The following is a 21,520-nucleotide window of genomic DNA, read 5'->3' on the forward strand; positions in this document are numbered from 1 at the left end:
AGGCTCACCCCCTTCGTTGTCCGCCTTCGTCGCGAAGGCGGAAATAACCGGCAAGAGCATCGGTCCAATGCGGCATCGGGCGGATGCCGCCAAGCTTGCCGTTGTCCAGCACGCTGTAAGCCGGCCTTCTCGCCTTCGTCGGATAATCCTCTGTCGTCACCGCCCTCAGATCGGCGGCCGCCCCGCGCTGGCGGAAAATTTCCGCAGCGAAGTCGTGCCAGCTGCATTCGCCTTCGCCGGAGCAATGATACGTGCCGTAATCGTTCACCTCTTGCAAGAGGAATGCCTTAACCGTCTCCGCGATGTCGATCGTATGCGTAGGCGACATGATCTGGTCGGCCACGACGCGCAGCGGCTGACCCGACGCGGCCAGGCGGAGCATCGTCTCCACGAAGTTGCCTCCCTTGCCGCTCGCTCCCGCGGTCCCGAACAGCGAGGACACCCGGAAGATGAAATGCTTATCATGGTGCGCGGCCACAAAATGCTCCCCGGCCGCCTTGGAGACGCCGTACGCATTGAGCGGCGAAGTGGCGTCCTCCTCGCGATAAGGCGTCCGTTTCCGGCCGTCGAATACGTAGTCGGTCGTGAAATGAATCAGAACAGCCCCCGCGTCCTGGCACGCCTTGGCCATCTCCCGCGGCGCTAGAGCGTTCACGACGAACGATTTGGCGGCGTAATCCTCGCATTCGTCGGTCTTATGATAAGAAGTGCAATTGATCAGCGCATCGAACGGCCCCAACTCGCGCAGCGCCACCGCGATGACATCCGTCCGCTCAACGTCGAGGTTGCCGCGGTAGAGCGGCACTAGCTCCGCCTCCGCCTCCGCTCCGGCGAATACTCGCCGGATGTCGGTACCGAGCTGTCCGTTCGCGCCAAGCAGCACAATTCGTTTCATTCGCCGTCAGCTCCCGGAATATCGATCATGCCGCCGTACAGTTCCGTCTCGCGGATCAGACGATGCCACTTCACCAGTTCCTGGTACCAGCCGAGCGTCACCGTCTGGTCGAAGCGTGTCACGCGTCCGGCTTCCAGCGCCTCGTAGATTTCCAGCGCGCCGGCGGCCGCCGTCCACTGCGCCTTCCAGCCGAGCGCCCGCTCGATCTTGTCGAAGCTGACCCGGTACGAGCGATGGTCCGGCTCCCCGTACCACTGGATCTCCACTGGCTTCGGCAGCGTCCGGGCAATCGTCTCGCCGAGCGGACCGAGCTGGTAGTTATTGTCGTTCGAGCCGACGTTGAAAATATGCCCGTTCACCGTCTGCGGATCGGCGTCCAGCAGCCTTAGCATCACGTCGGTCGTATCCTGGACATGGACGAACGGCCGCCACTGCGTCCCGTCCTTCATAAGCGGGATGGTTCCGTTCTTCCAGCCGCCCAGCGTCATGCCGTTAATGGCGAGGTCGAACCGCATCCGCGGCGAGAAGCCATAAACCGTCGCCTGGCGCATGACCACGACGGTGAACCGGTCGTCGGCAAGCGGAAGCACGCTCTCCTCGGCTTTCTCGTTCGCTTTGGCGTAAGTGGATAGCGGGTTGGACGGCGAACTCTCGTCGACGATCGTATCCGCCTCCTGAAAGCCGTAGATGCTGCACGACGAGGGCAAAATGTACCGCTCCACGCCGAGCCGCTTCGCCATACGCGCCGTTCTGGCCCGCGAAACGTGATTGATCTCGTACGTCGCATCGCGGAACAGTTCGCCGCTCGGATCGTTGGACAAGGCGACGAGATCGATGACCGCATCCGCCCCGGCAATATGCTCCTCCGCGATGCGCCGGCTGTCCTCCCGGACGATCGTGAGATGCGGATGAGACTGCAGCTTGTCGGTTCCGAAGAAATAACGATCCAGCGCCTTTACCCGGAATCCGCCGGCAAGCAGCTTAGGTACGAGAACCGAGCCGATATATCCTCCGGCTCCCGTGACAAGCACCGTTCGCATTAAAGTCCCTCCCTGTACACAAAGTCGATTTCCGCATCCTTCAACGGCGGCTGGCCGGCGTCCTTGGCGGACAAAACCGGTTCGGCGACCGGCCAGTCGATGCGAAGCTGCGGGTCGTTCCACAAGATGCCCCGGTCGTGTTCGGGGGAATAATACTCATCTACCTTGTATAGCAGTTGGGTATTCGGGGAAAGGGTACATACCCCGTGTGCGAACCCTTTGGGTACGATGATCTGTCGCTTGTTGTCCTCGCTCAGCTCTACTCCGATCCACTCCCCGAATGTCGGCGAGCCCTGGCGGATGTCGACGACTACGTCGTACACCGCCCCGCTCAAGACGCGGACGAGCTTCGTCTGCGCCTTGGCGGACAGCTGGTAGTGCAGCCCGCGCAGCACGCCCGGCTGAACCGACAACGACTGGTTATCCTGCACGAAGTCGTACGTCAGGCCAAGCTCCTCCAGCTTGCCGCGCGTATAGCTTTCCATGAAGAAGCCGCGGTGGTCGCCGTGGACGACCGGCTCCAGAAGGAGCACCCCGGGCAGTTTGGTGCGAATCAGCTTCATCGCGTGTTCTCCCCCTTTACCTTTCCGGCCCGAATGCATTCCGGCTGGCTTCAATCGTATCGACCACATGCGCGGCGAACGGAATGGAACACGTAAACGCCGGCGATACGGCATTGAGCACATGCATCGAGCGAGCGTCGCCCTCGACGACGAAGTCCTGCACGAGCTCGAGCGTGCGGGTGTCCAGCAGTTGCGCCCGGATGCCCGGCCGCAGAAACGGTCCGAAGCCTTGCGGATCGACGTTCGCCAGCTTCGTCGACAGCCGGACCAGATGGGCCTTCGCGTATTTTCTCAACTCCTGAAAAGCCAGCCGGCGGAAATGGAACGAATCGGTAACGAACAGCTTCGCTTCGTAATACAAAATGCTCAGGCATTCGCCGAGACTGAACCGGGAGAAGCCGCGGTACTGCTCGCGCCAGAATGCCGGAATCGCCGTCGGTCCGATCTTGATGCCGCCGTCCGCGGTTTTCGTATAATGCACGCCGAGGAACGGATTGGCCAGATCCGGCACCGGATAAACGTTCGTCCGGATATCGGTTTTGTTTTTCGTATACTTCACGTACATGCCCTTGAACGGAATGATCGTATACCGGGTGCCGAAGCCGTAATCGCGGGCGATGCGGTCGGCATACAGCCCGGCAGCGTTGACGATATATTCGGCGCGGATCGGACCTTTGCCGGTGCGGATGCCTTCGTCCGTACGTCCCTCGTACTTGGCATTGAAATGAAATTCCACGCCCAGCTCCGCCGCCTCCCGCTTCATCGACAGGCATACCTCCAGCGGATCGACCGTCACCGTATTGGGCGAGAACAGCGCTTTGCGAAACGTCCGTACATTGGGCTCGAAGGCGCGCGCCTCCTCCTCGCTCAGCCAGTGCAGTTCGACCCCATTCGCGTCGCCGCGCCGCTTCAACTCCTCCAGCCCTTCCAGCTCCCGCTCGTCGCTTGCCACCACCAGCTTGCCGCACGGGTTGACGGAAAGTCCGCGGCTTTCGCAGTAGCGGCGCATGGCTGCGTTGCCATCCCGGGCAAACCTCGCCTTCAGGCTGTTGGCGGTGTAGTAGAAGCCGGCGTGGAGCACCCCGCTGTTCCGCCCGCTCGCGTGACAGGCCGCGTCCGCCTCCTTCTCGATTACGACGACTTCGGAACCGGGATACCGTCGTTTCAGCTCCAGGGCGATCGTCAGCCCGATAATCCCTGCGCCGATGACGGCGTAATCGTACCGCTTCATCGTTCTTCTCCCTGGGGGCCGCCCAACTTCTCGCCGGCTTCGCGGAGCGAACCGAACGTGCCCGCATCCGTCCACCAGCCGCTTAGCAGCCCGTAGCCGAGACGCCCTTCCATCGCGTACGCATTGTTCACATCGGTAATTTCAAGCTCTCCCCGCTGCGACGGCCGAATGTGGCGGATCACCTGGAAGACGCTCGCATCGTACATGTAGATCCCCGTCACGCAGTAGCGGGATTTCGGCGTGGACGGCTTTTCCTCGATAAAAATAATGTTGTCCTGCAAAAAAACCGGTACGCCGTAACGGTTCAGGTCGTCAGCCTCCTTCAGCATGACCAGCGCCCCTTGCTGCTGCTTCCTGAATTGCTCGACATATGGCTGCAAGTCGTCCTCGAACAGATTGTCGCCGAGCAGCACGACCATCTTCTCTCCGGGATCGACGAACCCTTCGGCTAGCGACAGCCCTTGGGCTATGCCGCCAGCCTCCTCCTGAATCCGGTACGTCAGCCGGACCCCCCAAGCTTTACCGCTTCCCAAGTAGTCGATAAACAGGCCGGCGGATTGTTTGCCGAGCACGAGCAGGATGTCGTCGATGCCCGCCTGGGCGAGCTTGGCTACCGCGTAATGGATCATCGGATATTTGCCCGCAGGCAGCAGATGCTTGTTGACCAGCTTCGTCAAAGGAGCCAGCCGGGTTCCGGTGCCTCCCGCCAAAATTACGCCCTTCACATGCGTTCCGTCCTTTCTGCACAAAACCGCGAAGTTTTTAGAAGCCGGCGACTTCCGTCCGCAGCGCGATCCCAAGGCTGCTGCGACCGACCCTGTTCCCGGTCCGGTTCCAGCACCCGGGCGCCCGGTCAGATGAACGTCTTCGGATCGACTCCCCATTTGTCCACAAATTTATGGAAATTCATATCCACCAGCCGGTCCATCCGCTCCTGCCCCTGCTTGCGGAAGCTCTGGCTGCCGTAATGATGCACGAGCGTATCTCCGGCGATCAGCAGCCGGTATCCGGCCAGCCGGGCCCGGTAGCAGTAATCGTCGTCCTCGTAATGGCCGGGAGAAAACCGTTCGTCCAGCAGTCCGATCCGGTCCATCAGCTCCCGCTTGAACAAGAAGCATAAACCGACGATCCGCCTGGCTTCGATCCATTTCGCCGGATCGGAAACGTTGAATTGATCGGCGGTTTCCTGAAATTCATTCATATCGCCGTAGGCCAGCTCGATCTGCTGCATGCCGCTCGCATAGTTCGTGCGCGGGCCGACGATGCCGACCCGCTCCGTGCTGTACAGACTATTCAGCATATTCGCCAGCCACCGCTTCGATACGACGACATCGTTGTTGAGCAGCAGCAGTTCGCTGCCGCTGGCCGCCTTCAAGCCGTAGTTGCACGCCTCGGGGAAGCCGCGGTTTTCCGGCAGCGAGACGAGCACGACCGATTTCTTGAGACAATAATCGATCGTCCCGTCGGTCGAGCCGTTGTCCACGACGACGATCTCGTAAGGCGTATCGGTATACGTCTCGATCGCCTGGATGCATTCTCGCAGCAGGTCGAGCTCGTTGAAGGTCGGAATGATGATGCTGGTCATGCTCATGAGGAAGCCCTCCCGAGCGCCTGACGGTCGCGTATGACGTCCGCGGCGTGCAGTCTGGCCCCGTTCTCGCGCATCAACAGCTCGAACGCCTCCAGATGATCGCCGATAATCATGCGGCCCACCGGATTGTCGTGTCCGGAGTTTTTGTCGCGCACCCGATTTTTGGCGATGACGTCGATGCTCGGCCCGGCCTCGACCTTCAGGCCGCTGCGGATCGCCATTGCCTGCGCCTTCGGCGGCACGATCAGGCTTGCGCATCCGATCGTATCGAGCGCCCGGCGCGACAGCGCATGCGGCACCGCCGTCATCGAGTTGGCTTCCAAATCGGCCCGCCCCAGCGCCCGGTTAAGCATTTCCTTGACGATCGTGACCTGGTCGCGACTGGAGAACACGTCGATATACGGCATGATGTCGTTCAACGAGACATCGGTTCCTGTCTCCACGGCGTCGATAAACGGAAGGAGATGGTCGGCAAAGATCGGAAAATCCCCGTCCATAAACAGCACGATATCGGAGCGGATCAGCTTCGCTCCCACCGCCCGCCCCACGTCGTGCCCGAGCGGCCGCGCGTAGTGCACGACGACGCCCTTGCCCGGCTTCCGCGCATTCCAGAACGTCCGGTCGACAGAGCCGTTGACGACGATGACCAGCTCGTCGAGGGGAAGCCGTTCGAGCTGCTCCAATACGACCGGAATCGCCTTCTCCTCGTTCATCGCCGTGACGACCGCGCCGATCGTCTTCGTCGTCGGCACCAGCACCGGGTTGCCGAGCCGGACGCCCTTCACGCTCTCGAAGCCGGCGACGAATTTGTCCGCGGCCTCGTGATACAGACTCCACGTCCAGGAGGCCGCGCGCTCGGTCGACCGCCAGCCGTTCCAGCTGCGGTTCAACAGGCGGATAACCCCTCCGTCCGCTCCTTCGTCGGCCTGCAGGGCAGCCTCGCGACCGGCGGTGAATGCCCGCTGCGCCACGCCGGAGGCGTCCAGTCCGCGTCCGGTTCCGGCTTTGGGTGCCGCTCGAGAACGGGATGCCCTTCTGCCTTTCCACTTGCCGCCCGGGCGGAACCGGCGCAGCCGGCCGTTTGACGGGCGCGCCGACCTCCGCCTCGCGCGTTTTCGTATGCTCATGACTTCACCTCACGCTTTCCCTCGCCCGCGTCAGGTCGGGCTTATTCCCTCGCTCGTTCGTCGCCCGGATATACCAGTCGAGCGCCTCGAGATGGTCGCCGACAATCAGACCTTCCAACGGATCGTCCCCATGCTTGCCCATCCGTTTCCTCCGCTTCGGGTTGGTGCGGCCGACCTCGATATGGTGTACCGCCCGAACGTCGAGCCCCCGGCAGATGCCGATCGTCTGGGCTTTCGGCGGGATGGCTAAATGCTCCCAGCCGATCGCTTCGAGCGCCCTGCGGCTCAACGCGTGGGGAATCGTCGTCATCGAGGCTCCCTTGAGTTCAGGACGGGACAATGCGATATTCAAAGCGTGCTTGGCAAGCACGACGCCGTGCACGCTCATCTTGTCGGTCGGCCCGAGATAGCTGTTCAGCGCGATATCGACCCCGTTGTCGATCGCCTTGACAAGCGGCATTATCTCCTTGGCCGAAATGACGATATCCCCGTCCGTGAACACAATGATTTTGCCCCGCGCTTCCCTCGCCCCGATGCTGCGTCCCACGTCATGACCGAGCGCCGACGGGTAATACAGCACGCGGGCACCTAGCGATTCCGCTATTTTGCCGCTGCCGTCCGTCGTCCCGTTGGCGACGACGATGACCTCCGTGCTGCGGTGGATGCGGAACGCTTCCTGGACGACCCGGGCGATCGTCCTTCGTTCGTTGACGACCGGTATGACCACCGAGACGACAGGCGCATTCGGCGTCCCCCCGGTTGCCAGGTCGGCTATCGCCGGCATTGGGTTCGGCGTCTCGGGAGGCGCAGAGAACGTGGCTTTCCCGCCTCTAGTCGGCCGGCGGTTCCGGGCGGCTCCGGGGCGGGACTTGCGCCGGTTGGGCGCCGTTCGTTTACCCGCACGCGACTTCAACATCATTCACCTCCGATCGTTGGTCCAGGCTGAATACGCACGCATGCCGCTGATAAGAAGGACCGCCGTTCAAGGCGATCCGGGTTGCCTTGCTTATGAGTCATCTTATGAAAATCCGCATTCGACGGAAGGGCATCTGCCGATTGTCCGACAAAAAGGGCTGCAAATGCCCTGCCGAACCTTTCGTCGACAAAGTTCAAGCCCATGACCGCAGCAGCCGGAGCACCGGCCTTAACACCAGGTATGGCGCTGCGGCTTGCGGACAAGCACAAAAAAACGGCCCGCCTTAAAAGGCGGACCGGAAAAGAACAGGGCACTGATGCTTGCGGCCGCCGGGACGGCGGGCAAAGAGATGGCGCCGAAACAGATAAGCTCCCGTCAAACTTTGGAGCCAATCGCAATCCAATTGACGATGCCGGAAGGCTCTGGCGTGAATTTGGTTCTGACGATCTCGATCAGGGCGGCCCGTTCCGTGCGGGCTTTCAGCACCGCGTAGCAGGCCGGGTGATTGGTAGTTGCCACCAGAATGCAATCCGATGCGGAGAACGGCTCCGCGAAAGTTATTTCCACGACGACGGTCTCGGCATGCACCTCGAACTGGAACGGAACGGCGCCGAACTGCTGCAGCGCGCATCCCGTTGCGGCCGTAGTCCGCACGGGGGCGAAGTCCAGCTTCGACGGCGCGATCGACCGCTCGGCGAGATGCTCTCCTTGTACCGCCAGAGGAGCCAGCTTGTCGGCTACGACCGCCCCGTCGGCGATCTTCCCGGAGGTGATGGCGCCGTCGGCCACATGATCGGTTGCGACTCTGCCTCTCTCCAACGCGTAACCTTGCGCGAAGTCGGAGGCCGGAGGCAGCACGATGCTCTTCAGGTGATGCGGCTCGATCGAACCGGCTTCAATATGATGCCCGTTAATCGCGCCGGCGCGAATATGCGTTCCCTCGACACTGTTGCCGGCGAGGGCCGCCCCGGTTACGGCCCCGAAAGCCAGCTTCTCGGCCGTTACGCTTCCGTTGACAATCTTGTCGGGCGTTACTGTGTTCGCGGAAAGCTTCTGTACCGTAATGGCACCGTCGGCCAACTTTTCGGATGTTACCGCATTTGGAGAAAGCTTCTCCGTCGTGATTGCGTTCACGGACACCTTCTCCGTCGTCACGGCTCCATCAGCCAACTCCTTCGGCGTGATCGCGTTCGCGGACAATTTCTCCGTCGTTATGGCTCCGTCAGCCAGCTTCTCCGTCGTGATTGCGTTCGCGGACAGCTTCTCCGTCGTGATTGCGTTCGCGGACAGCTTCTCCGTCGTCACGGCTCCGTCCGACAGCTTCTCGGACGTCACCGCCTGGGCGGCAAGCTGATCGGCGGTCACGCTGTCGGCTGCCAGCTGCTTCGCCGTAACGGAACGGCTGTGCAGCTTGCTGCCGGAAACGCTGCCCTCGGCCAGCCGGGCAGGCAGCCACTCTACGTTGGCAAAATGTTCGCTTTGAATGGCCCCTTTGCCGATATGGTAGCTATGAATCGATTCTGGGCGCAGGTGACGACTCTCGATCGCATCGGACGCGAGTCCGCTTCCGGTTAAAGCCCCCGGAGCCAGCTTCTCGGCGGTTACGCTGCCGGCCGCCAGCTTCGTCGAGGTGACGGATTCAGCAGCCAGCTTTTCCGGCGTGACCGATTCGTCGGCCAGCTTCACGGTCGTCACCGCTCCGTCGACCAGCTTTTCGGCCGCAACCGCTTCGTCCTGCAGGGCGCCGGTTCCGACCGCGCCGTCCTGAATGTGCTCCTCGGCTACCGACTGATCGCTCAGATGGCGGGACTCCACCGATTCGTTGCCGAGATGCTCCCGGCCCACGGACCTTGGGCACAGTTTCTCGCCGGTAACCGCCCCGTCGGCAAGCTGCTCCGTACCGATCGACGCATCCGCCAGCCTGTCGCCCGTTATGCTTCCCGGCCCGATATGCTCGGCTCCCAGCGCTCCCGGCTCGACATGCCAGCCTTTGACCGCCTCGGCCTGCAGCTTGATCGCAGAAACCGACCGGTCCTGCAGATGAGCTTCGGTAATATGCTTTAAAGCTATATGATGCGAGCGGACGGATTGCGTGGACAAATGCTCGGCTTTGACGGCGTTGAAACCCAGCTTATCGGCATTGACCGCGCCGTCCGCCAGTTTCTCCGTCGTCACGGCTCCGTCCGCCAACTCCCCAGACGTGACCGCTTTTGCCGATAGCTTCTCGCCGGTAACGGCTCCATCCGCAAGCTTCTCCGACGTGATCGCGTTCGCGGATACCTTTTCCGTCGTCACGGCTCCGTCTGCCAGCTTCGCGTTCGTGATCGCGTTCACGGACACCTTCTCCGTCGTCACGGCTCCGTCCGTCAGCTTCTCCGACGTGATCGCGTTCGCGGATACCTTCTCTCTCGTCACGGCTCCGTCGGCCAGCTTCGTGTTCGTGATCGCATTCGCGGACACCTTCTCCGTCGTCACCGACCCGTTCGTCAGCTTCTCCGACGTGATCGCATTCACGGATACCTTCTCCGTCGTCACGGCCCCGTCCGCCAGCTTCCCGTTCGTGATCGCGTTCGCGGACACTTTCTCCGCCGTTACCGCTCCGTCTGCCAACTCCTCCGCCGTGATTGCGTTCGCGGATAACTTCTCCGTCGTTACGGCTCCGTCTGCCAGCTTCTCTGTCGTGATCGCGTTCGCGGACAGCTTTTCCGTCGTCACGGCTCCGTCCGCCAGTTCCTCCGGCGTGACCGCGTTCGCGGACAGCTTCTCCGTCGTCACCGCTCCGTCAGCCAGCTTCTCGGACGTGACCGCCTGCGCGGCAAGCTGATCGGAGGTCACGCTGTCGGCCGCCAACTGCTTCGCCGTAACGGAACGGCTGTGCAGCTTGCCGCCGGGAACGCTGCCCTCGGCCAGCCGTGCAGGCAGCCACTCTACGTTGGCAAGATGCTCGCTTTGAATGGCCCCTTTGCCAATATGATAGCTATGAATCGATTCCGGTCGCAGGTGACGGCTCTCGACCGCATCGGACGCGAGCCCGCTTCCGGTTAAAGCCCCCGGAGCCAGCTTGGAGACGGTAACCGAGCCGTCCGCCAGCTTCTCGGCGGTTACACTGCCGGCTGCCAGCTTCGGCGAGGTGACGGATTCCGCAGCCAGCTTCTCCGGCGTGACCGATTCGTCGGCCAGCTTCACGGTCGTCACGGCTCCGTCGGCCAGCTTCTCGACCGCAACCGATTCGTCCTGCAGGGCGCCGGTTCCGACCGCGCCGTCCTGAATGTGCTCCTCGGCTACCGATTGATCGCTCAGATGGCGAGACTCCACCGATTCGTTGCCGAGATGCTCCCGGCCAACGGACCGAGGGCACAGCTTCTCGCCGGTAACGGCCCCGTCGGCCAACTGCTCCGTACCGATGGACGCATCCGCCAGCCTATCGGCCGTTATGCTCCCCGGTCGAATATGCTCGGCTCCCAGCGCGCCCGGCTCGATATGCCCGCCTTTGACCGCCTCGGCTTGCAGCTTGCTCGCGGAAACCGACCGGTCCTGCAAATGAGCTTCGGTAATATGCTGCAAAGCGATATGGTGCGAGCGGACGGATTGCGTGGACAAATGCTCGGCTTTGACGGCATTGAAGCCCAGCTTATCGGCATTGACGGCGCCATCCGCCAGCTTCTCCGTCGTCACCGCCCCTTGCTGGAGGGCGGCCGGACCGATGGCTCCGTCGGCGAGCTGCTCCGGACCGACGCTGTGGACGGACAAATGCGCGGACCCGATGCTTCCCTCGGCCACAGCTCCGCCTGTTACCGCTCCTCGCGCCAGATGTCGCGATTCCACGGCTCCGTCGGCCAGACGCGCGCTGTCCACGCTAGCCGGCGCGAGCTTCGCCGTGGTGACCGCGCCGCCGGCCAGCTTGGCGGAGATGACGGCCCCGTCGGCAATCGCTTTAGCCGTCACCGCCCGATCCGCCAAATGCTCGGGAGCAATCGAACGGGCCGCTATATGCTCGCCTTGAACGCCTTCTGGCACCAAATGATGAGCATGAACCGTACCGCCGGCCAGATGGGAGCTGCGCACCGCTCCCTCCGCCAGCTTGGCGGACGTCACATTGGCGTCGGCCAGCTTGGCGGTCGTGACGGCCTGATCGGTCATTTTGTCCGTGGACACCGTCTCCGGCGCGATCTTGGCCGTCGTGACCGCGTGATCGACGATATGATGCGTGTAGACGCTGCCCAGCACGAGATGGTTCCGCGTAATCGAGCCCAGCGCGATTTTGCTCCACGTAATGGAGTAGTCCTGTACTGTCTCCGTTCCGACCGCGTTTTTCTGCAACTGTTCCCTCGTAATCGCGCCGGCGTCGATATGGCGGGTCAATATCGATCCGTCCGCCAGCAGCTCCGCCGTAACGGCCCCATCCGCCAAATGGCCGGTAGTGACAGACCCCGCGGCCAGCTTTGCCGACGTGACGGCTCCGTCCGCCAGCTTAGGCTCGGTCACGGCCCCGTCGTCCAGTTTCGCGGTCGTTACGCTTCTGTCCGCCAGTTCGGTCGTGCCGACGGACCCGGTTTCAAGTTCTTCCGTGCTTACCGCGCCCGGTGCGAGATGGTGCCGCTCTACCGACCGCGGGGCCAGCTTTGCCGGCGTGACCGCTTCGTCCGCCAACTTGGCGGTCGACACCGCGCCGTCCGAGAGCTTCGTCTCCTTGACGGCTCCGTCGCGCAGCCGCTCGGCGGTTACCGCCTGCCGGGCCAGCTTTGCCGTCGACACGGATTCGTCCGCCAGATGCGCTTCGGCTACGGACGCTGGCATCAGATGCGACGAGCGGACCGACTCCGGCTGCAGTTGCCGCGATCCGACCGATTCGTCCGCCATTTTGTCGTCCGTTACGGCCTGATCCGCGAGATGCGGCGTTTGCACGGCTTCGGGACTCAGGTGGACCGGCTGGACGCAGTTTGCCAATAAATGTTCCGCGGCCACCGCCCCAACCGCTATATGCTCCCCCAGCACGGACTCCTTTCGATAATGGCGCGAACCGAGCGTCTCGTCGCCGAGCTTCTCCCCCGTTATCGTGCCGTCGCGCAGCTTCTCGTTCAACACGGCGCCGTCGGCGATTTTGGCCGAATTGACCGCGCCGTTGGTCAAATGCATCGAGGAAATCGAGCCGCTCTTGATTTTCTCGCCGATTATGGCCTGATCCTGAATGAGATCCGTGGAAATGATCTGGTTGTGCAAATGCTTGGCTTCAATCGAGCCTTCGGCGATTTTCATCGAATCGATCGTCTTGTCGGCCAGCTTCTCCGAGGTGATGCTGTTGTCGATCAACTTCTCGCCGCCGATCGATTTCGGCTTCAGCTTCCGGCCGGAAATCGCGCCCTGAACGATATGCCGGTCTTCGATAGACGCCGGGGCGATTTTGTTCGCCGACACGCTGGCTTCCGCAAGCTTCGTGTTATCGACCGCATAGTCGGCGAGCGAATCGCGGCCGATGCTGTTCGGACGGATTTTGCTGCCTTCGATCGAACGATTGGCAATCTTCTCGTTCGTCACCGCCTCGTCCACGATATCGTCGGTATAGACGACGGCTACGTTCTCATGCTGGGCACGCTCGAACAAAAGCAGCACCGGGGAAATGTCCGTCGGCTCGGCGAACAGCTCCACGGACTCCGCGGGAGCGGGCGGCTCCTTTGCAGCCGGGCGCGACTGCGGCTCAGGCTCGACGGCGGAGACCGGTTCCGAAGGCTTCGCTTTTCCCGATCTGCCGCTTCGGGTCGGCTTGACCGTCTCGGCACTCGCGTTGCCGGATTTGGCGGACGCCGCGCTTCCAGCCTTCGCGGCAGACTTGGCGGGCTTGGCGACTTTGTCCGGTTCGGCGGAGCTTTCTCCTTTGGCGGACTGAACCGGTGCGGCGGAAGGTACGGGCGCAGCGGGTTTGCTTATCGTCCTGCTATCGCCGAAGACGACGGTCGAGCCCGGGACCGATTGCGGAGCAGGCGGAGCCGTAGACGCTGGTGGCGCCATCGGAGTAAACGGTATGGATGGCGCAGCCTTGCTCGGCGGTCGAACGCTGCGTACGTCTTCGACCAGAGCGGGAGCTTCCGGCGCCGCGACGGAGGCGATCGCCGCAATCTGCCCGTCGTCCCTTTCCGGTTTGTCGGGGTCGGTCTCGCTTCGGACCTCGTCCTTGGCTTCATTCTTCTTGCTGCGCGTCTCCTTCGTCGGCTTTTCGTCATCCAGCCATTTCAGCTCGTTCATGCTCGCATTGTAAATCCGTTGACCGGATTGCTTGCTGCGTTTTGAACGTTCGCTTGATTTATTTTTTTTCATCCGGGTCACCTTTCTTTGCAGGTTTGGTCATCTGTAACATATGCGTTCACCCAGTAGGCGGTCACTGTTTTCACGCAAAAAGAGCGGGCGGCCTGCGGCCGGGACGGGATAACGACGGGTATTCGCGGCAAAGGCGTATGCCGCAGCGCCATCCCCCCATTTTTGTGCGGATGCGCCAATGACCCGGCCAAACCGGACGGGCAAGGCATAAGCTATACCATTGGCACAGGAAAGGAGGAGACGGATCCATGCCTAGAATCAAAAACGTACCAGATCTGCTTTATGAAAGATGGCTCCAGGATCGTAGCCAAGGCCACGTTCCCGAGCATTTCCGCTCCAAAGGCAGCTTGACGGCAGGACAACGCACGCACGGCCATCACCGCACCGGCGGAAGCTTGACCGGAGGCAACCACCCGCCGGGCAATTTGACGGGGGGCCTTCGGTCGCCGGGAAGACAGGCCAACGACTGTCCTCCGGGCAGCCTGACCGGCGGCGCCGGAAAACGTACCGGCGGCGTTAACCGCCCGATCGCCCCTCGCAAAGGAAAACGGCCGCACCGCAAACACAAATGCGGCTGCCCTTGCCGGTGCAAATGCCGCAAGTAAACCGCACCGCGGCCGGTGGCCGCGTTCGCGCGGCAAATGGATGCAAACGGTAACGTTTCGCGCCGCTTCCGCATATCGTATCGCACCTGCAGCCTACCCGCTAAGGGTAGGTTGTTTGTGTTCAATGAAAGAAGGAAGCGAGCTGCCATGCCATTATCCGAGTTCGACATCGTCATCGGCGCCGACGGGCTGGAGCGGATGAAGAAGCATCTGTGGAGCGGCGTTTTTACCAAGGGCCATTTGCTGTACAAGGGACGCCGCGTGCCCTTGCTCGTCCGTTACCGCGGAGGGCATACGCGCGAATATCCGAAGAAGTCGTACGAAATCCGCATTGGACGCAAAACGTACCATTTTAATGCCGAATACGACGACCCTTCGCTAATGCGCAACGCGCTGTCGTTTCGTTTTTTTCAATCGATCGGGGTGCCGAGCCCGGCTACCCGGCATTGCGTGCTGCGCCTGAACGGGCGAAGCCAAGGCGTCTACCTGCTGATCGAAGCGGTCAACCGCGCGTTTTTCTGCCGACGCCGCCTCTCCGCCGCCACGCTTGTTTATGCCGACAACGACAGCGCCAACTTCTCCCTCGTCAGCCCCGAAACGGGCAGGCGCAAAAAGACACTGTTCGAGGGCTATCGGCTGGTGATCGGGAACGGAACGGGAAAGCTGCGGCTGATCCGGTTTATCCGTGGTCTGCACGACCGGCAAGGCAAAAAATTGCAAGCGCATCTGCGGCGGCTGGATATCGACAACTATTTGCGCTGGCTGGCCGGGGCGGTGCTGACGGGCAATTACGACGGCTTCGATCAAAACTACGCGCTGTACGAACATAAAGCGACAGGCCGCTACCGGATTATTCCGTGGGACTACGAAGGCACCTGGGGACGCAACTGCTACGGCAAGCCTTGCGCCATCGATCTGGTGAAGGTCACTGGATATAATGTGCTGACCGAAACGCTGCTCTCCGATACGCGCATTCGGCGGAAATACCGCGCCCTGATGGAGCGTCTGCTGGAGGTATCGTTCACCGAGTCGGCGGTAATGCCAGTCGTTGCCCGCATTCATAATGAGATCAAGGACAGCGTCTATAGCGACGCGACCCGCAAATGGTCGCGCGACGTCTTCGACGGGGAGCCGGAACTGATCCGCCGCTACATTCGGGAGCGACGCGACGTCGTGCGCGAGGAGCTGGCGCGACTGTAGCAAGCGCCGTGCAAGCGTCGCAGCGGCCGGATGCAGCCGCGCCTCTGCGCTTTCCCCGGCCGCCTGCTCCGGCCCGTATCCGGCGCTTCCGCTCGCTGCGGAGGCGCCCGCTCGTTGCCCCGGACAAGCTCCGAACCGCAATCCGTAAGAAATCTTCGCTTTCGCGGCATGCTATACTACGTGCAGTAACGATTCCCATCAATCCGCGAAAGGATGTCGACGCATGGCCAAACATACCCCTTATTTATTCTCGGAGGATGCCCGGGCGCAAGCCGAATTCTACATCCAGGCGCTCGGCGGAGAAATTTTGTCCGTCATGACGCACGGCCAGATGCCGGGAGCCAACGAACAACTGAAGGACAAAGTGCTGCACCTGAGCTTCGTTGCCGCCGGCACCTCGTTCTTCATGGCCGACACCGTCACCGAACCGGTAAATCCGGGCAACGGCATCAGTCTGAACCTGGAATTTCCGAACGAAGCCGAAGCGCGCGAAGCGTTCGACAACTTGTCCGCAGGCGGCCGGGTGAAGCACCCGTTTTCCATGGCGTTCTGGGGCACTTTTTTCGGCCAGTTCGAGGACAAGTTCGGCGTGAACTGGATGATTGTCACGGAAGACCCGAACAATCGATCCTAAATCGACGCTTGCCGGACTTTGCCGTCTATGGCCCGTCCGCTCGAACCACAGTTAGCCCAAAAAGCCTTCGTCCCGCCACAGGCGATGTCGAAGGCTTTTTCCCGTTCCTGCCGTTTACGGCATCCCGCCGTTCGCGCGCAAACGGTCGTACAGGGCATACAGACGGTCGGCGGTATGCTGCCACGTAAAATGGTCGTGCACCCGCTGCATGCCGTTCTCGCCCAGACTCCGGGCATAGTCGCGGTCGCCGAGCAGCGCGCAGACGTGACGGACGAGCTGCTCGGCCAGAGCGCCCGGCTCGGCCAGCAGACCCGTGCTCCCGTGCTGGATAATTTCCTTCATGCCGCCGGACGCGGACGCAACGACCGGTACGCCGCAAGCCATCGCTTCGACGTTGACCAGCCCGAACGCCTCCTCGCCGGTCGACGGCACGACGACCGTATCGGCCAGCCGGAACCAGGACGGCATCTGCTCGTGCGGGATGAAGGGGATAAACCGGACGTGCGGTTTTGCGTCGCGGGCCATGCGGCGCAAGCGGCGCACGTACGGCGTCATTCGATTGGAGCCGTAATAGGCGCCTCCGACGAGCAGCAGCACCGCCTCCGGCTCGAATGCCGTGATCGTCGGCAGGACGGCAAGCAGCTGATGCACGCCTTTGATCGGAATAAACCGCCCGACGTACAAAATGATTTTTTTACCAGCCAGCCCAAGCGCGTTCAGTTGGGCTTGCCGCTTCCGTTCCTCTTCTTCGGTCCAACGCGAGACGAACCGTTCGGTATCGACGCCCAGATGGTTGACGACGATTTTGGCGGCGACGGACGCGTCGGACGCGGCCACCCGCTCCTTCAAAAACTGACTGTTGACAACGATCGCGTCGGCAGCCTGCAAGCAGCCTCTCAGTTCCGGAGCAGAAATGTGCGGTCTGGATAAGAAGGTCGTGGAATGGAGCGACAGCACGACGGGCTTCTCCGGAAAAAGACGCTTCAGCAACCGGGCGTGGCGGGGACGGTTCTCGCACTGCACGATATCCGGCACTTCGCGCTTCAATACCCTCGCCACCTGGCGAATATACGGCTTGACGGGCGGACGGATATGCCGGATGCCGTCCAGCAGCTCCCGCGCCGGCAGACTCCTCGTCTTTTTGCCGAAGACGGTTACCTCCGCTTGACGTTTCAGCTTCTCCCCGACCTGCATCGCCACCTGCTCCACCGAACTGCTTCGGCCAGACGGCACGGGGAAGGTTCCCGGCGTCACGATTGCGAGCCGCATTCGGGACATGATGCCTTCCTCCTCTTCTATGCCGGCGCTCACGTCCGGCTACTGCCTGATTGTGACGGGCGTTCCGATCGGCACCTGGCTTTGCAGCTCGAGAACGTCCCGATTTTGCATGCGGATGCAGCCGTGGGACACCATATGGCCGATCGACGAAGGATCGTCCGTGCCGTGAATGCCGTAGTGCGGCTTGGACAGGCCCATCCAGAACACGCCGAACGGTCCGCCCGGGTTCGGCTGCTTGTTGACGACCGTAAATTCGCCCGTCGGCGTGGTGGTCAGCATTTTCCCGATGCCGACCGGGTAAGTTCGAACGACTCGGCCGTCCTTCAGCAGATGCAGCATCCGGGTCGGCAAATCCACAATGATGCGGGTTGACGGCAAGCTCCGCACCTCCCTACTCGTATCTTCGGGTGCAGGCTCTCCGCGCTTGACGCAAGAGTCCTGCCCCGGTCTATATCAGCATATGCCGGGACGAAGCCGGCTGCTCTACGATACGGAGCCGACTTTTTGCGCATCAGGTTCCCGTATATCACGCGCCCGCTCCGCATTCGGCCCGCGAACAGAAGCCCGTACGCACTCGTCCATACCGGGACGGGCTCCGGCGCATACGGTATACGGGAGGTGAAGACTGAGACATGAACAATCGATATATCGGCATTCTGGTCAACGATTCCTGGTTCCAGCGCATTCCGAGCGGCCGCACGTATCACGAGTCGCTGCCCTGCTATGAACTGGCCGGACGGCTTCACGGCGTCACCCCGTGCTTCTTTCGGCTGAAGGATATTCAGCCGGGGCAGCCGTTTATTTACGCTTATGTGAAAAAAGAAGAAGGATACCGGCGTTGCCTCATACCCGCACCGGACGTCATCCATAACCGGACGCTGTATACGAAGCCGCAGCCGAAGCTGGCGATTCGCCGCCTCGTAGCGGACGGCAAACGCATTTTCAACGAATGGAACCGCTACGGAAAAGGCCATATTCACGAACTGCTGATGCTGGAGCCTTCCCTGCGGCCGCATCTGCCGGTCACCCATCAGGCGACGCCGTCCTCCGTCCGGGAGATGATGGCGCAATTCCCGCAGCTGATCCTCAAGCCGAACAGCAGCAGCATCGGCATGGGCATCATGAAGCTGGAACGGACATCGGGAGGCTGGCTCCTGCACGGAGCCGCTCCGCGCGGCAGAACGATTCCGTTTCGCGACGTATTGCCGGCCATCGCCCGCCGCAAGCTGAAATCGCGTTCTTACCTCGTGCAGCAGCTGCTGCCGCTGGCAACCTACAACGGCCGGCCGTTCGATTTGCGGGTATCGGTCCAGCGCAACGAGACCGGAGACTGGCAAATTACCGGCATCGCCGCCAAAGTAGCCAAGCCGGGCGCGTTCCGGACCAATGTCGCGCAGGGCGGAGTCGTGTATACGCTGGAAAAGGTACTTCAGTCGTATCCGCATCTCGACCTCGAAGCGGTGCGCCAGGGCGTCGGCGATTTCTCGCTGCGGGTGGCGTGCCAATTGAGCGAACATCTGCCCCAGCTCGCGGACATCGGACTGGACGTCGGCTTGACGGAGCACGGTTTCCCGATGTTCATCGAATGCAATGGCCGAGACCTCCGGTACAGCTTCCAGCAAGGGCAAATGCCGGACGCGTTCCAGCGCATCTATGCCAATCCCGTCGGGTTCGCCAAATATTTATTGGAAAAGGGGGATTCGTAACGTCAAGTCAGGCCCGCTTCATAAGCGCCTCCATGCCCAGCCGGCGCAGATCGTCGAAAAACGACGGGCACGTTTTCGATACGCACCCCGGATCGAGCAGGCGAATGCCGGACGTCCGGGCGCCGATAAGCGCAAGCGACATCGCTACCCGGTGGTCGTCCCAGGTAGGCAGCGCGCAGCCGACGGGAACGCCGGGATGCACCGTCAGCCCGTCCTCGCGCTCCTCCACATCGATGCCGAGCGCACGCAGCGAGGCGCATATGGCCGTGATCCGGTCGCATTCGTGGTGGCGGATATGGGCGACGTCGGCAATCGTGATCGGCGCATCGGCGAACGGCGCGATCGCGGCCAACGTCAGCGTCTGGTCGGACATCTCCCGCATGCTGACGGAGAAGCCGCCGGCCAGCCGGGCAGGGCCGCTAAGCTCCACGCCTTCCGGCCCTGCCTGGACGCGGCACCCCATCCGCTCCAGCACCCCGGCGAACCGGATATCCGGCTGCCGCGTGTCCGACTGCAAGTTCGTCACCCGCACGCGGCCCCCGGTTACGGCGGCATAGGCCAAATAATAACAAGCGGTAGAGGCGTCCGCCTCGATCTCCACCTGCCTGCCGGTATAACGGCCCGGCGCGACCTCGAACCGGCCGAACCGTTCGTCGTGGACGACGTTCGCCCCGAACCGGCGCATCCAATCGATCGTGATGCCGACGTACGCCTGCTGGACGATGCCTCCCGGCACCGTGATGTGCGTCGTCCGCCTCGCGTAAGGGCTCGCCAGCAGCAGACCGCTTGCAAACTGGCTGGACGTGTCGCCGGATATGGCGATCCTTCCGCCTTCAAGCCCTCTTGCGGTCACGACGAGCGGCAGCCGGCCGTCGTCCTCCGCATAGCGGATGTTCGCACCGGCTTCCCCGAGCGCTTGCACGAGCGGCGCCAGCGGCCGGGCGCTCAAGGACCGGCTGCCGCGCAGCGTCCATTGCCCGGACGGGGCCGCCGCCAACGCGCCCGGCAGGAAGCGGGCGACCGTTCCGGCCGCGCCGATATACAGCTCGGCTTGGCGGTTCGGCCAGTCGCCCCCTATCCCCTCCACGCGCACCTCGTCGCCGGTAACTTCGATAGTGACGCCAAGCCTCCGCAGCGCGTCGATGCACCAATACGTATCGTCGCTCCTCAGGACGTTGCGGATCACCGACGGGCCGTCGGCCAGCGCCGCCAGCAGGAGCGCCCGGTTGGAGACGCTTTTGCTCCCCGGCGCCCGCACGTCCTCCCCTTGCGGGGGCTTTGCCGGCGGGACAAGCTCCGCTTCGGCTATGCCGGCCAATCCAGTCCACGGCGATCTTGCTTCCAAATCCGCTTCCGTCTTCTTCTCCATAGTCCTCGTTCCCCTCCACATCGGTAGTCTTGCTTGATTTCCATTGTAAGGGGAAATATGATAGTTGAATAATGGATAGTTACAATCGATGGCATAGAGGAGTTCTATATCATGAGTACGATGGATCATTACAAAGTGTTCTACCGCGCCGTGCTCTGCGGCAGCATTACGAAAGCGGCGGAGGAACTGTTCATCACCCAGCCGAGCGCCAGCTACGCGATCCGCCAGCTGGAGGAGCAGCTCGGGGTCAAGCTGCTCGTGCGCAAGTCCAAGGGCGTCGAGACGACGGAGGAAGGACGCGTGCTGTTCCGCTTCGTCGAGCAGGCGTTCGGCCTGCTGCTGGCCGGGGAACGGAAAATCGGAGAAATGAAATCGTTTCTGTCCGGCGTCGTCCGGATGGGCGCCAGCGATTCCTTATGCAAATATTATGTGCTGCCTTTCCTCGAAACGTTCCGGCAACGGCATCCCGGCATCCGCATTCGTCTCATCCATGGCAAGAGCGAGCTTCTATTGAAAAAGCTGGAGGAAGGCGACATCGACTGCGCGATCGTTCATTTGCCCGCCGGAGACGGCTTCCGTATTACGGCCAGCCGGACGATCCGCGACTGCTTCGTCGGCGGCTCGGCTTATGCCGCCATGGCTCAGCAGCCAGTCGGACTGGAGCGCCTTGTGAAGGAGCCGTTCATCATGCTCTCCGCGGAGAGCCGCACGCGCGCGTTTCTGCGCGCCTTTTTGCAGACGCTGGGCCTGGAGCTAGAGCCGGATATCGAGTTGGGCAGCATCGATTTGAGCATCGAATTCGCCATCAAAAATATGGGCGTCTGCCTCGTCACGCGCGATTTCGTCCGCGCCGAGCTGGAAGCCGGGACGTTGTACGAGCTGCACACCTCAGTGCCGCTGCCCGAACGCTCCATCGGAGTCGTATCGGCGGAGCAAGGCTCTCTGTCGTTGGCCGCCGCTTTGTTCGTGGACGAGCTGTCCCGCCAGTTCGCTTGACTTGACGGATAACGAAAAAAAGCACCGCCCGCGGCGAATGTGCTTTTTAGAAAACAT

At 62.0% G+C, this 21,520-nt stretch carries 17 protein-coding genes; 5 read left to right on the forward strand and 12 right to left on the reverse strand.

The features are described 5' to 3' along the window. Nucleotides 1-4: 4 nt before the first annotated feature. The 9 genes from rfbD to ABD796_RS22060 form a co-directional block, all read right to left on the reverse strand. Entirely contained in the window at nt 5-895 is an 891-nt protein-coding gene (gene rfbD / locus ABD796_RS22020; RefSeq protein WP_344911856.1) for a dTDP-4-dehydrorhamnose reductase, read from the reverse strand. After that, on the reverse strand, nt 892-1,935 hold the full coding sequence (locus ABD796_RS22025) for an NAD-dependent epimerase/dehydratase family protein (protein ID WP_344911858.1): 1,044 nt from the start codon (nt 1,933-1,935) through the stop codon (nt 892-894). Before ABD796_RS22025 ends, rfbD begins: the two co-directional genes overlap by 4 nt. Continuing rightward, on the reverse strand, nt 1,935-2,498 hold the full coding sequence (rfbC, locus tag ABD796_RS22030; RefSeq protein ID WP_344911862.1) for a dTDP-4-dehydrorhamnose 3,5-epimerase: 564 nt from the start codon (nt 2,496-2,498) through the stop codon (nt 1,935-1,937). Before rfbC ends, ABD796_RS22025 begins: the two co-directional genes overlap by 1 nt. A 16-nt stretch (nt 2,499-2,514) precedes the next feature. After that, nucleotides 2,515-3,729, reverse strand: coding sequence for an L-2-hydroxyglutarate oxidase (gene lhgO / locus ABD796_RS22035; RefSeq protein WP_344911864.1), 1,215 nt, complete (start codon nt 3,727-3,729; stop codon nt 2,515-2,517). Further along, the gene (locus ABD796_RS22040; protein ID WP_344911866.1) at nt 3,726-4,454 is read right to left on the reverse strand and encodes a sugar phosphate nucleotidyltransferase; all 729 of its coding nucleotides are present in this window, start codon (nt 4,452-4,454) and stop codon (nt 3,726-3,728) included. Before ABD796_RS22040 ends, lhgO begins: the two co-directional genes overlap by 4 nt. A 128-nt stretch (nt 4,455-4,582) precedes the next feature. Continuing rightward, on the reverse strand, nt 4,583-5,320 hold the full coding sequence (locus tag ABD796_RS22045) for a glycosyltransferase family 2 protein (protein WP_344911868.1): 738 nt from the start codon (nt 5,318-5,320) through the stop codon (nt 4,583-4,585). Further along, nucleotides 5,317-6,447, reverse strand: a complete 1,131-nt coding sequence (locus ABD796_RS22050; protein WP_344911870.1) for a glycosyltransferase — start codon at nt 6,445-6,447, stop codon at nt 5,317-5,319. Before ABD796_RS22050 ends, ABD796_RS22045 begins: the two co-directional genes overlap by 4 nt. A gap of 4 nt (nt 6,448-6,451) precedes the next feature. After that, nucleotides 6,452-7,363: a glycosyltransferase family 2 protein gene (locus tag ABD796_RS22055; protein WP_344911872.1), complete on the reverse strand. Its 912-nt coding sequence runs from the start codon at nt 7,361-7,363 to the stop codon at nt 6,452-6,454. Nucleotides 7,364-7,738: 375 nt separating this feature from the next. Further along, nucleotides 7,739-13,675: a WIAG-tail domain gene (locus ABD796_RS22060; protein WP_344911874.1), complete on the reverse strand. Its 5,937-nt coding sequence runs from the start codon at nt 13,673-13,675 to the stop codon at nt 7,739-7,741. 248 nt (nt 13,676-13,923) lie between these two features. On the opposite strand from ABD796_RS22060, the gene ABD796_RS22065 reads away from it, so the two are divergent. The 3 genes from ABD796_RS22065 (at nt 13,924) to ABD796_RS22075 (ending at nt 16,114) form a co-directional block, all read left to right on the forward strand. Beyond that, complete coding sequence (locus ABD796_RS22065) at nt 13,924-14,280, forward strand: hypothetical protein (protein WP_344911876.1); 357 nt, start codon at nt 13,924-13,926, stop codon at nt 14,278-14,280. A gap of 147 nt (nt 14,281-14,427) precedes the next feature. Beyond that, the gene (locus tag ABD796_RS22070) at nt 14,428-15,480 is read left to right on the forward strand and encodes a CotH kinase family protein (RefSeq protein WP_344911878.1); all 1,053 of its coding nucleotides are present in this window, start codon (nt 14,428-14,430) and stop codon (nt 15,478-15,480) included. A 223-nt stretch (nt 15,481-15,703) separates the two neighbouring features. After that, on the forward strand, nt 15,704-16,114 hold the full coding sequence (locus ABD796_RS22075) for a VOC family protein (protein ID WP_344911880.1): 411 nt from the start codon (nt 15,704-15,706) through the stop codon (nt 16,112-16,114). Between the two features lie 114 nt (nt 16,115-16,228). On the opposite strand, the gene ABD796_RS22080 is transcribed toward ABD796_RS22075, so the two are convergent. Together ABD796_RS22080 and ABD796_RS22085 are read right to left on the reverse strand one after the other, a co-directional pair. After that, nucleotides 16,229-17,392 (reverse strand): glycosyltransferase family 4 protein, encoded by a 1,164-nt coding sequence (locus tag ABD796_RS22080; RefSeq protein ID WP_344911882.1) that lies wholly within the window; start codon nt 17,390-17,392, stop codon nt 16,229-16,231. A 39-nt stretch (nt 17,393-17,431) separates the two neighbouring features. Then, nucleotides 17,432-17,770: a L,D-transpeptidase gene (locus ABD796_RS22085; RefSeq protein WP_344911884.1), complete on the reverse strand. Its 339-nt coding sequence runs from the start codon at nt 17,768-17,770 to the stop codon at nt 17,432-17,434. 254 nt (nt 17,771-18,024) lie between these two features. Here ABD796_RS22085 and ABD796_RS22090 point away from each other — a divergent pair, with 254 nt between their 5' ends. Next, entirely contained in the window at nt 18,025-19,098 is a 1,074-nt protein-coding gene (locus ABD796_RS22090) for a YheC/YheD family endospore coat-associated protein (RefSeq protein WP_344911885.1), read from the forward strand. A 7-nt stretch (nt 19,099-19,105) separates the two neighbouring features. Here the strand turns inward: ABD796_RS22090 and aroA are convergent, their stop codons facing one another. Continuing rightward, complete coding sequence (gene aroA / locus ABD796_RS22095; RefSeq protein ID WP_344911887.1) at nt 19,106-20,467, reverse strand: 3-phosphoshikimate 1-carboxyvinyltransferase; 1,362 nt, start codon at nt 20,465-20,467, stop codon at nt 19,106-19,108. Between the two features lie 111 nt (nt 20,468-20,578). Between aroA and ABD796_RS22100 the strand changes: the two genes are divergently transcribed. Further along, nucleotides 20,579-21,463 carry a LysR family transcriptional regulator gene (locus tag ABD796_RS22100; protein ID WP_344911889.1) on the forward strand — a complete coding sequence of 295 codons (885 nt, stop codon included), beginning with the start codon at nt 20,579-20,581 and terminating at the stop codon, nt 21,461-21,463. Nucleotides 21,464-21,520: the final 57 nt, after the last annotated feature.

Source organism: Paenibacillus hodogayensis (genome assembly GCF_039536325.1).
GTDB lineage: Bacteria > Bacillota > Bacilli > Paenibacillales > NBRC-103111 > Paenibacillus_AB > Paenibacillus_AB hodogayensis.

Excerpts from the sequence above, each read along its gene's own strand:
- rfbD (WP_344911856.1), bottom strand. The coding sequence starts at position 895 with ATGAAACGAATTGTGCTGCTTGGCGCGAACGGACAGCTCGGTACCGAC.
- ABD796_RS22025 (WP_344911858.1), bottom strand. The coding sequence starts at position 1,935 with ATGCGAACGGTGCTTGTCACGGGAGCCGGAGGATATATCGGCTCGGTT.
- rfbC (WP_344911862.1), bottom strand. The coding sequence starts at position 2,498 with ATGAAGCTGATTCGCACCAAACTGCCCGGGGTGCTCCTTCTGGAGCCG.
- lhgO (WP_344911864.1), bottom strand. The coding sequence starts at position 3,729 with ATGAAGCGGTACGATTACGCCGTCATCGGCGCAGGGATTATCGGGCTG.
- ABD796_RS22045 (WP_344911868.1), bottom strand. The coding sequence starts at position 5,320 with ATGAGCATGACCAGCATCATCATTCCGACCTTCAACGAGCTCGACCTG.
- ABD796_RS22050 (WP_344911870.1), bottom strand. The coding sequence starts at position 6,447 with ATGAGCATACGAAAACGCGCGAGGCGGAGGTCGGCGCGCCCGTCAAAC.
- ABD796_RS22055 (WP_344911872.1), bottom strand. The coding sequence starts at position 7,363 with ATGTTGAAGTCGCGTGCGGGTAAACGAACGGCGCCCAACCGGCGCAAG.
- ABD796_RS22060 (WP_344911874.1), bottom strand. The coding sequence starts at position 13,675 with ATGAAAAAAAATAAATCAAGCGAACGTTCAAAACGCAGCAAGCAATCC.
- ABD796_RS22065 (WP_344911876.1), top strand. The coding sequence starts at position 13,924 with ATGCCTAGAATCAAAAACGTACCAGATCTGCTTTATGAAAGATGGCTC.
- ABD796_RS22070 (WP_344911878.1), top strand. The coding sequence starts at position 14,428 with ATGCCATTATCCGAGTTCGACATCGTCATCGGCGCCGACGGGCTGGAG.
- ABD796_RS22075 (WP_344911880.1), top strand. The coding sequence starts at position 15,704 with ATGGCCAAACATACCCCTTATTTATTCTCGGAGGATGCCCGGGCGCAA.
- ABD796_RS22080 (WP_344911882.1), bottom strand. The coding sequence starts at position 17,392 with ATGTCCCGAATGCGGCTCGCAATCGTGACGCCGGGAACCTTCCCCGTG.
- ABD796_RS22090 (WP_344911885.1), top strand. The coding sequence starts at position 18,025 with ATGAACAATCGATATATCGGCATTCTGGTCAACGATTCCTGGTTCCAG.
- aroA (WP_344911887.1), bottom strand. The coding sequence starts at position 20,467 with ATGGAGAAGAAGACGGAAGCGGATTTGGAAGCAAGATCGCCGTGGACT.
- ABD796_RS22100 (WP_344911889.1), top strand. The coding sequence starts at position 20,579 with ATGAGTACGATGGATCATTACAAAGTGTTCTACCGCGCCGTGCTCTGC.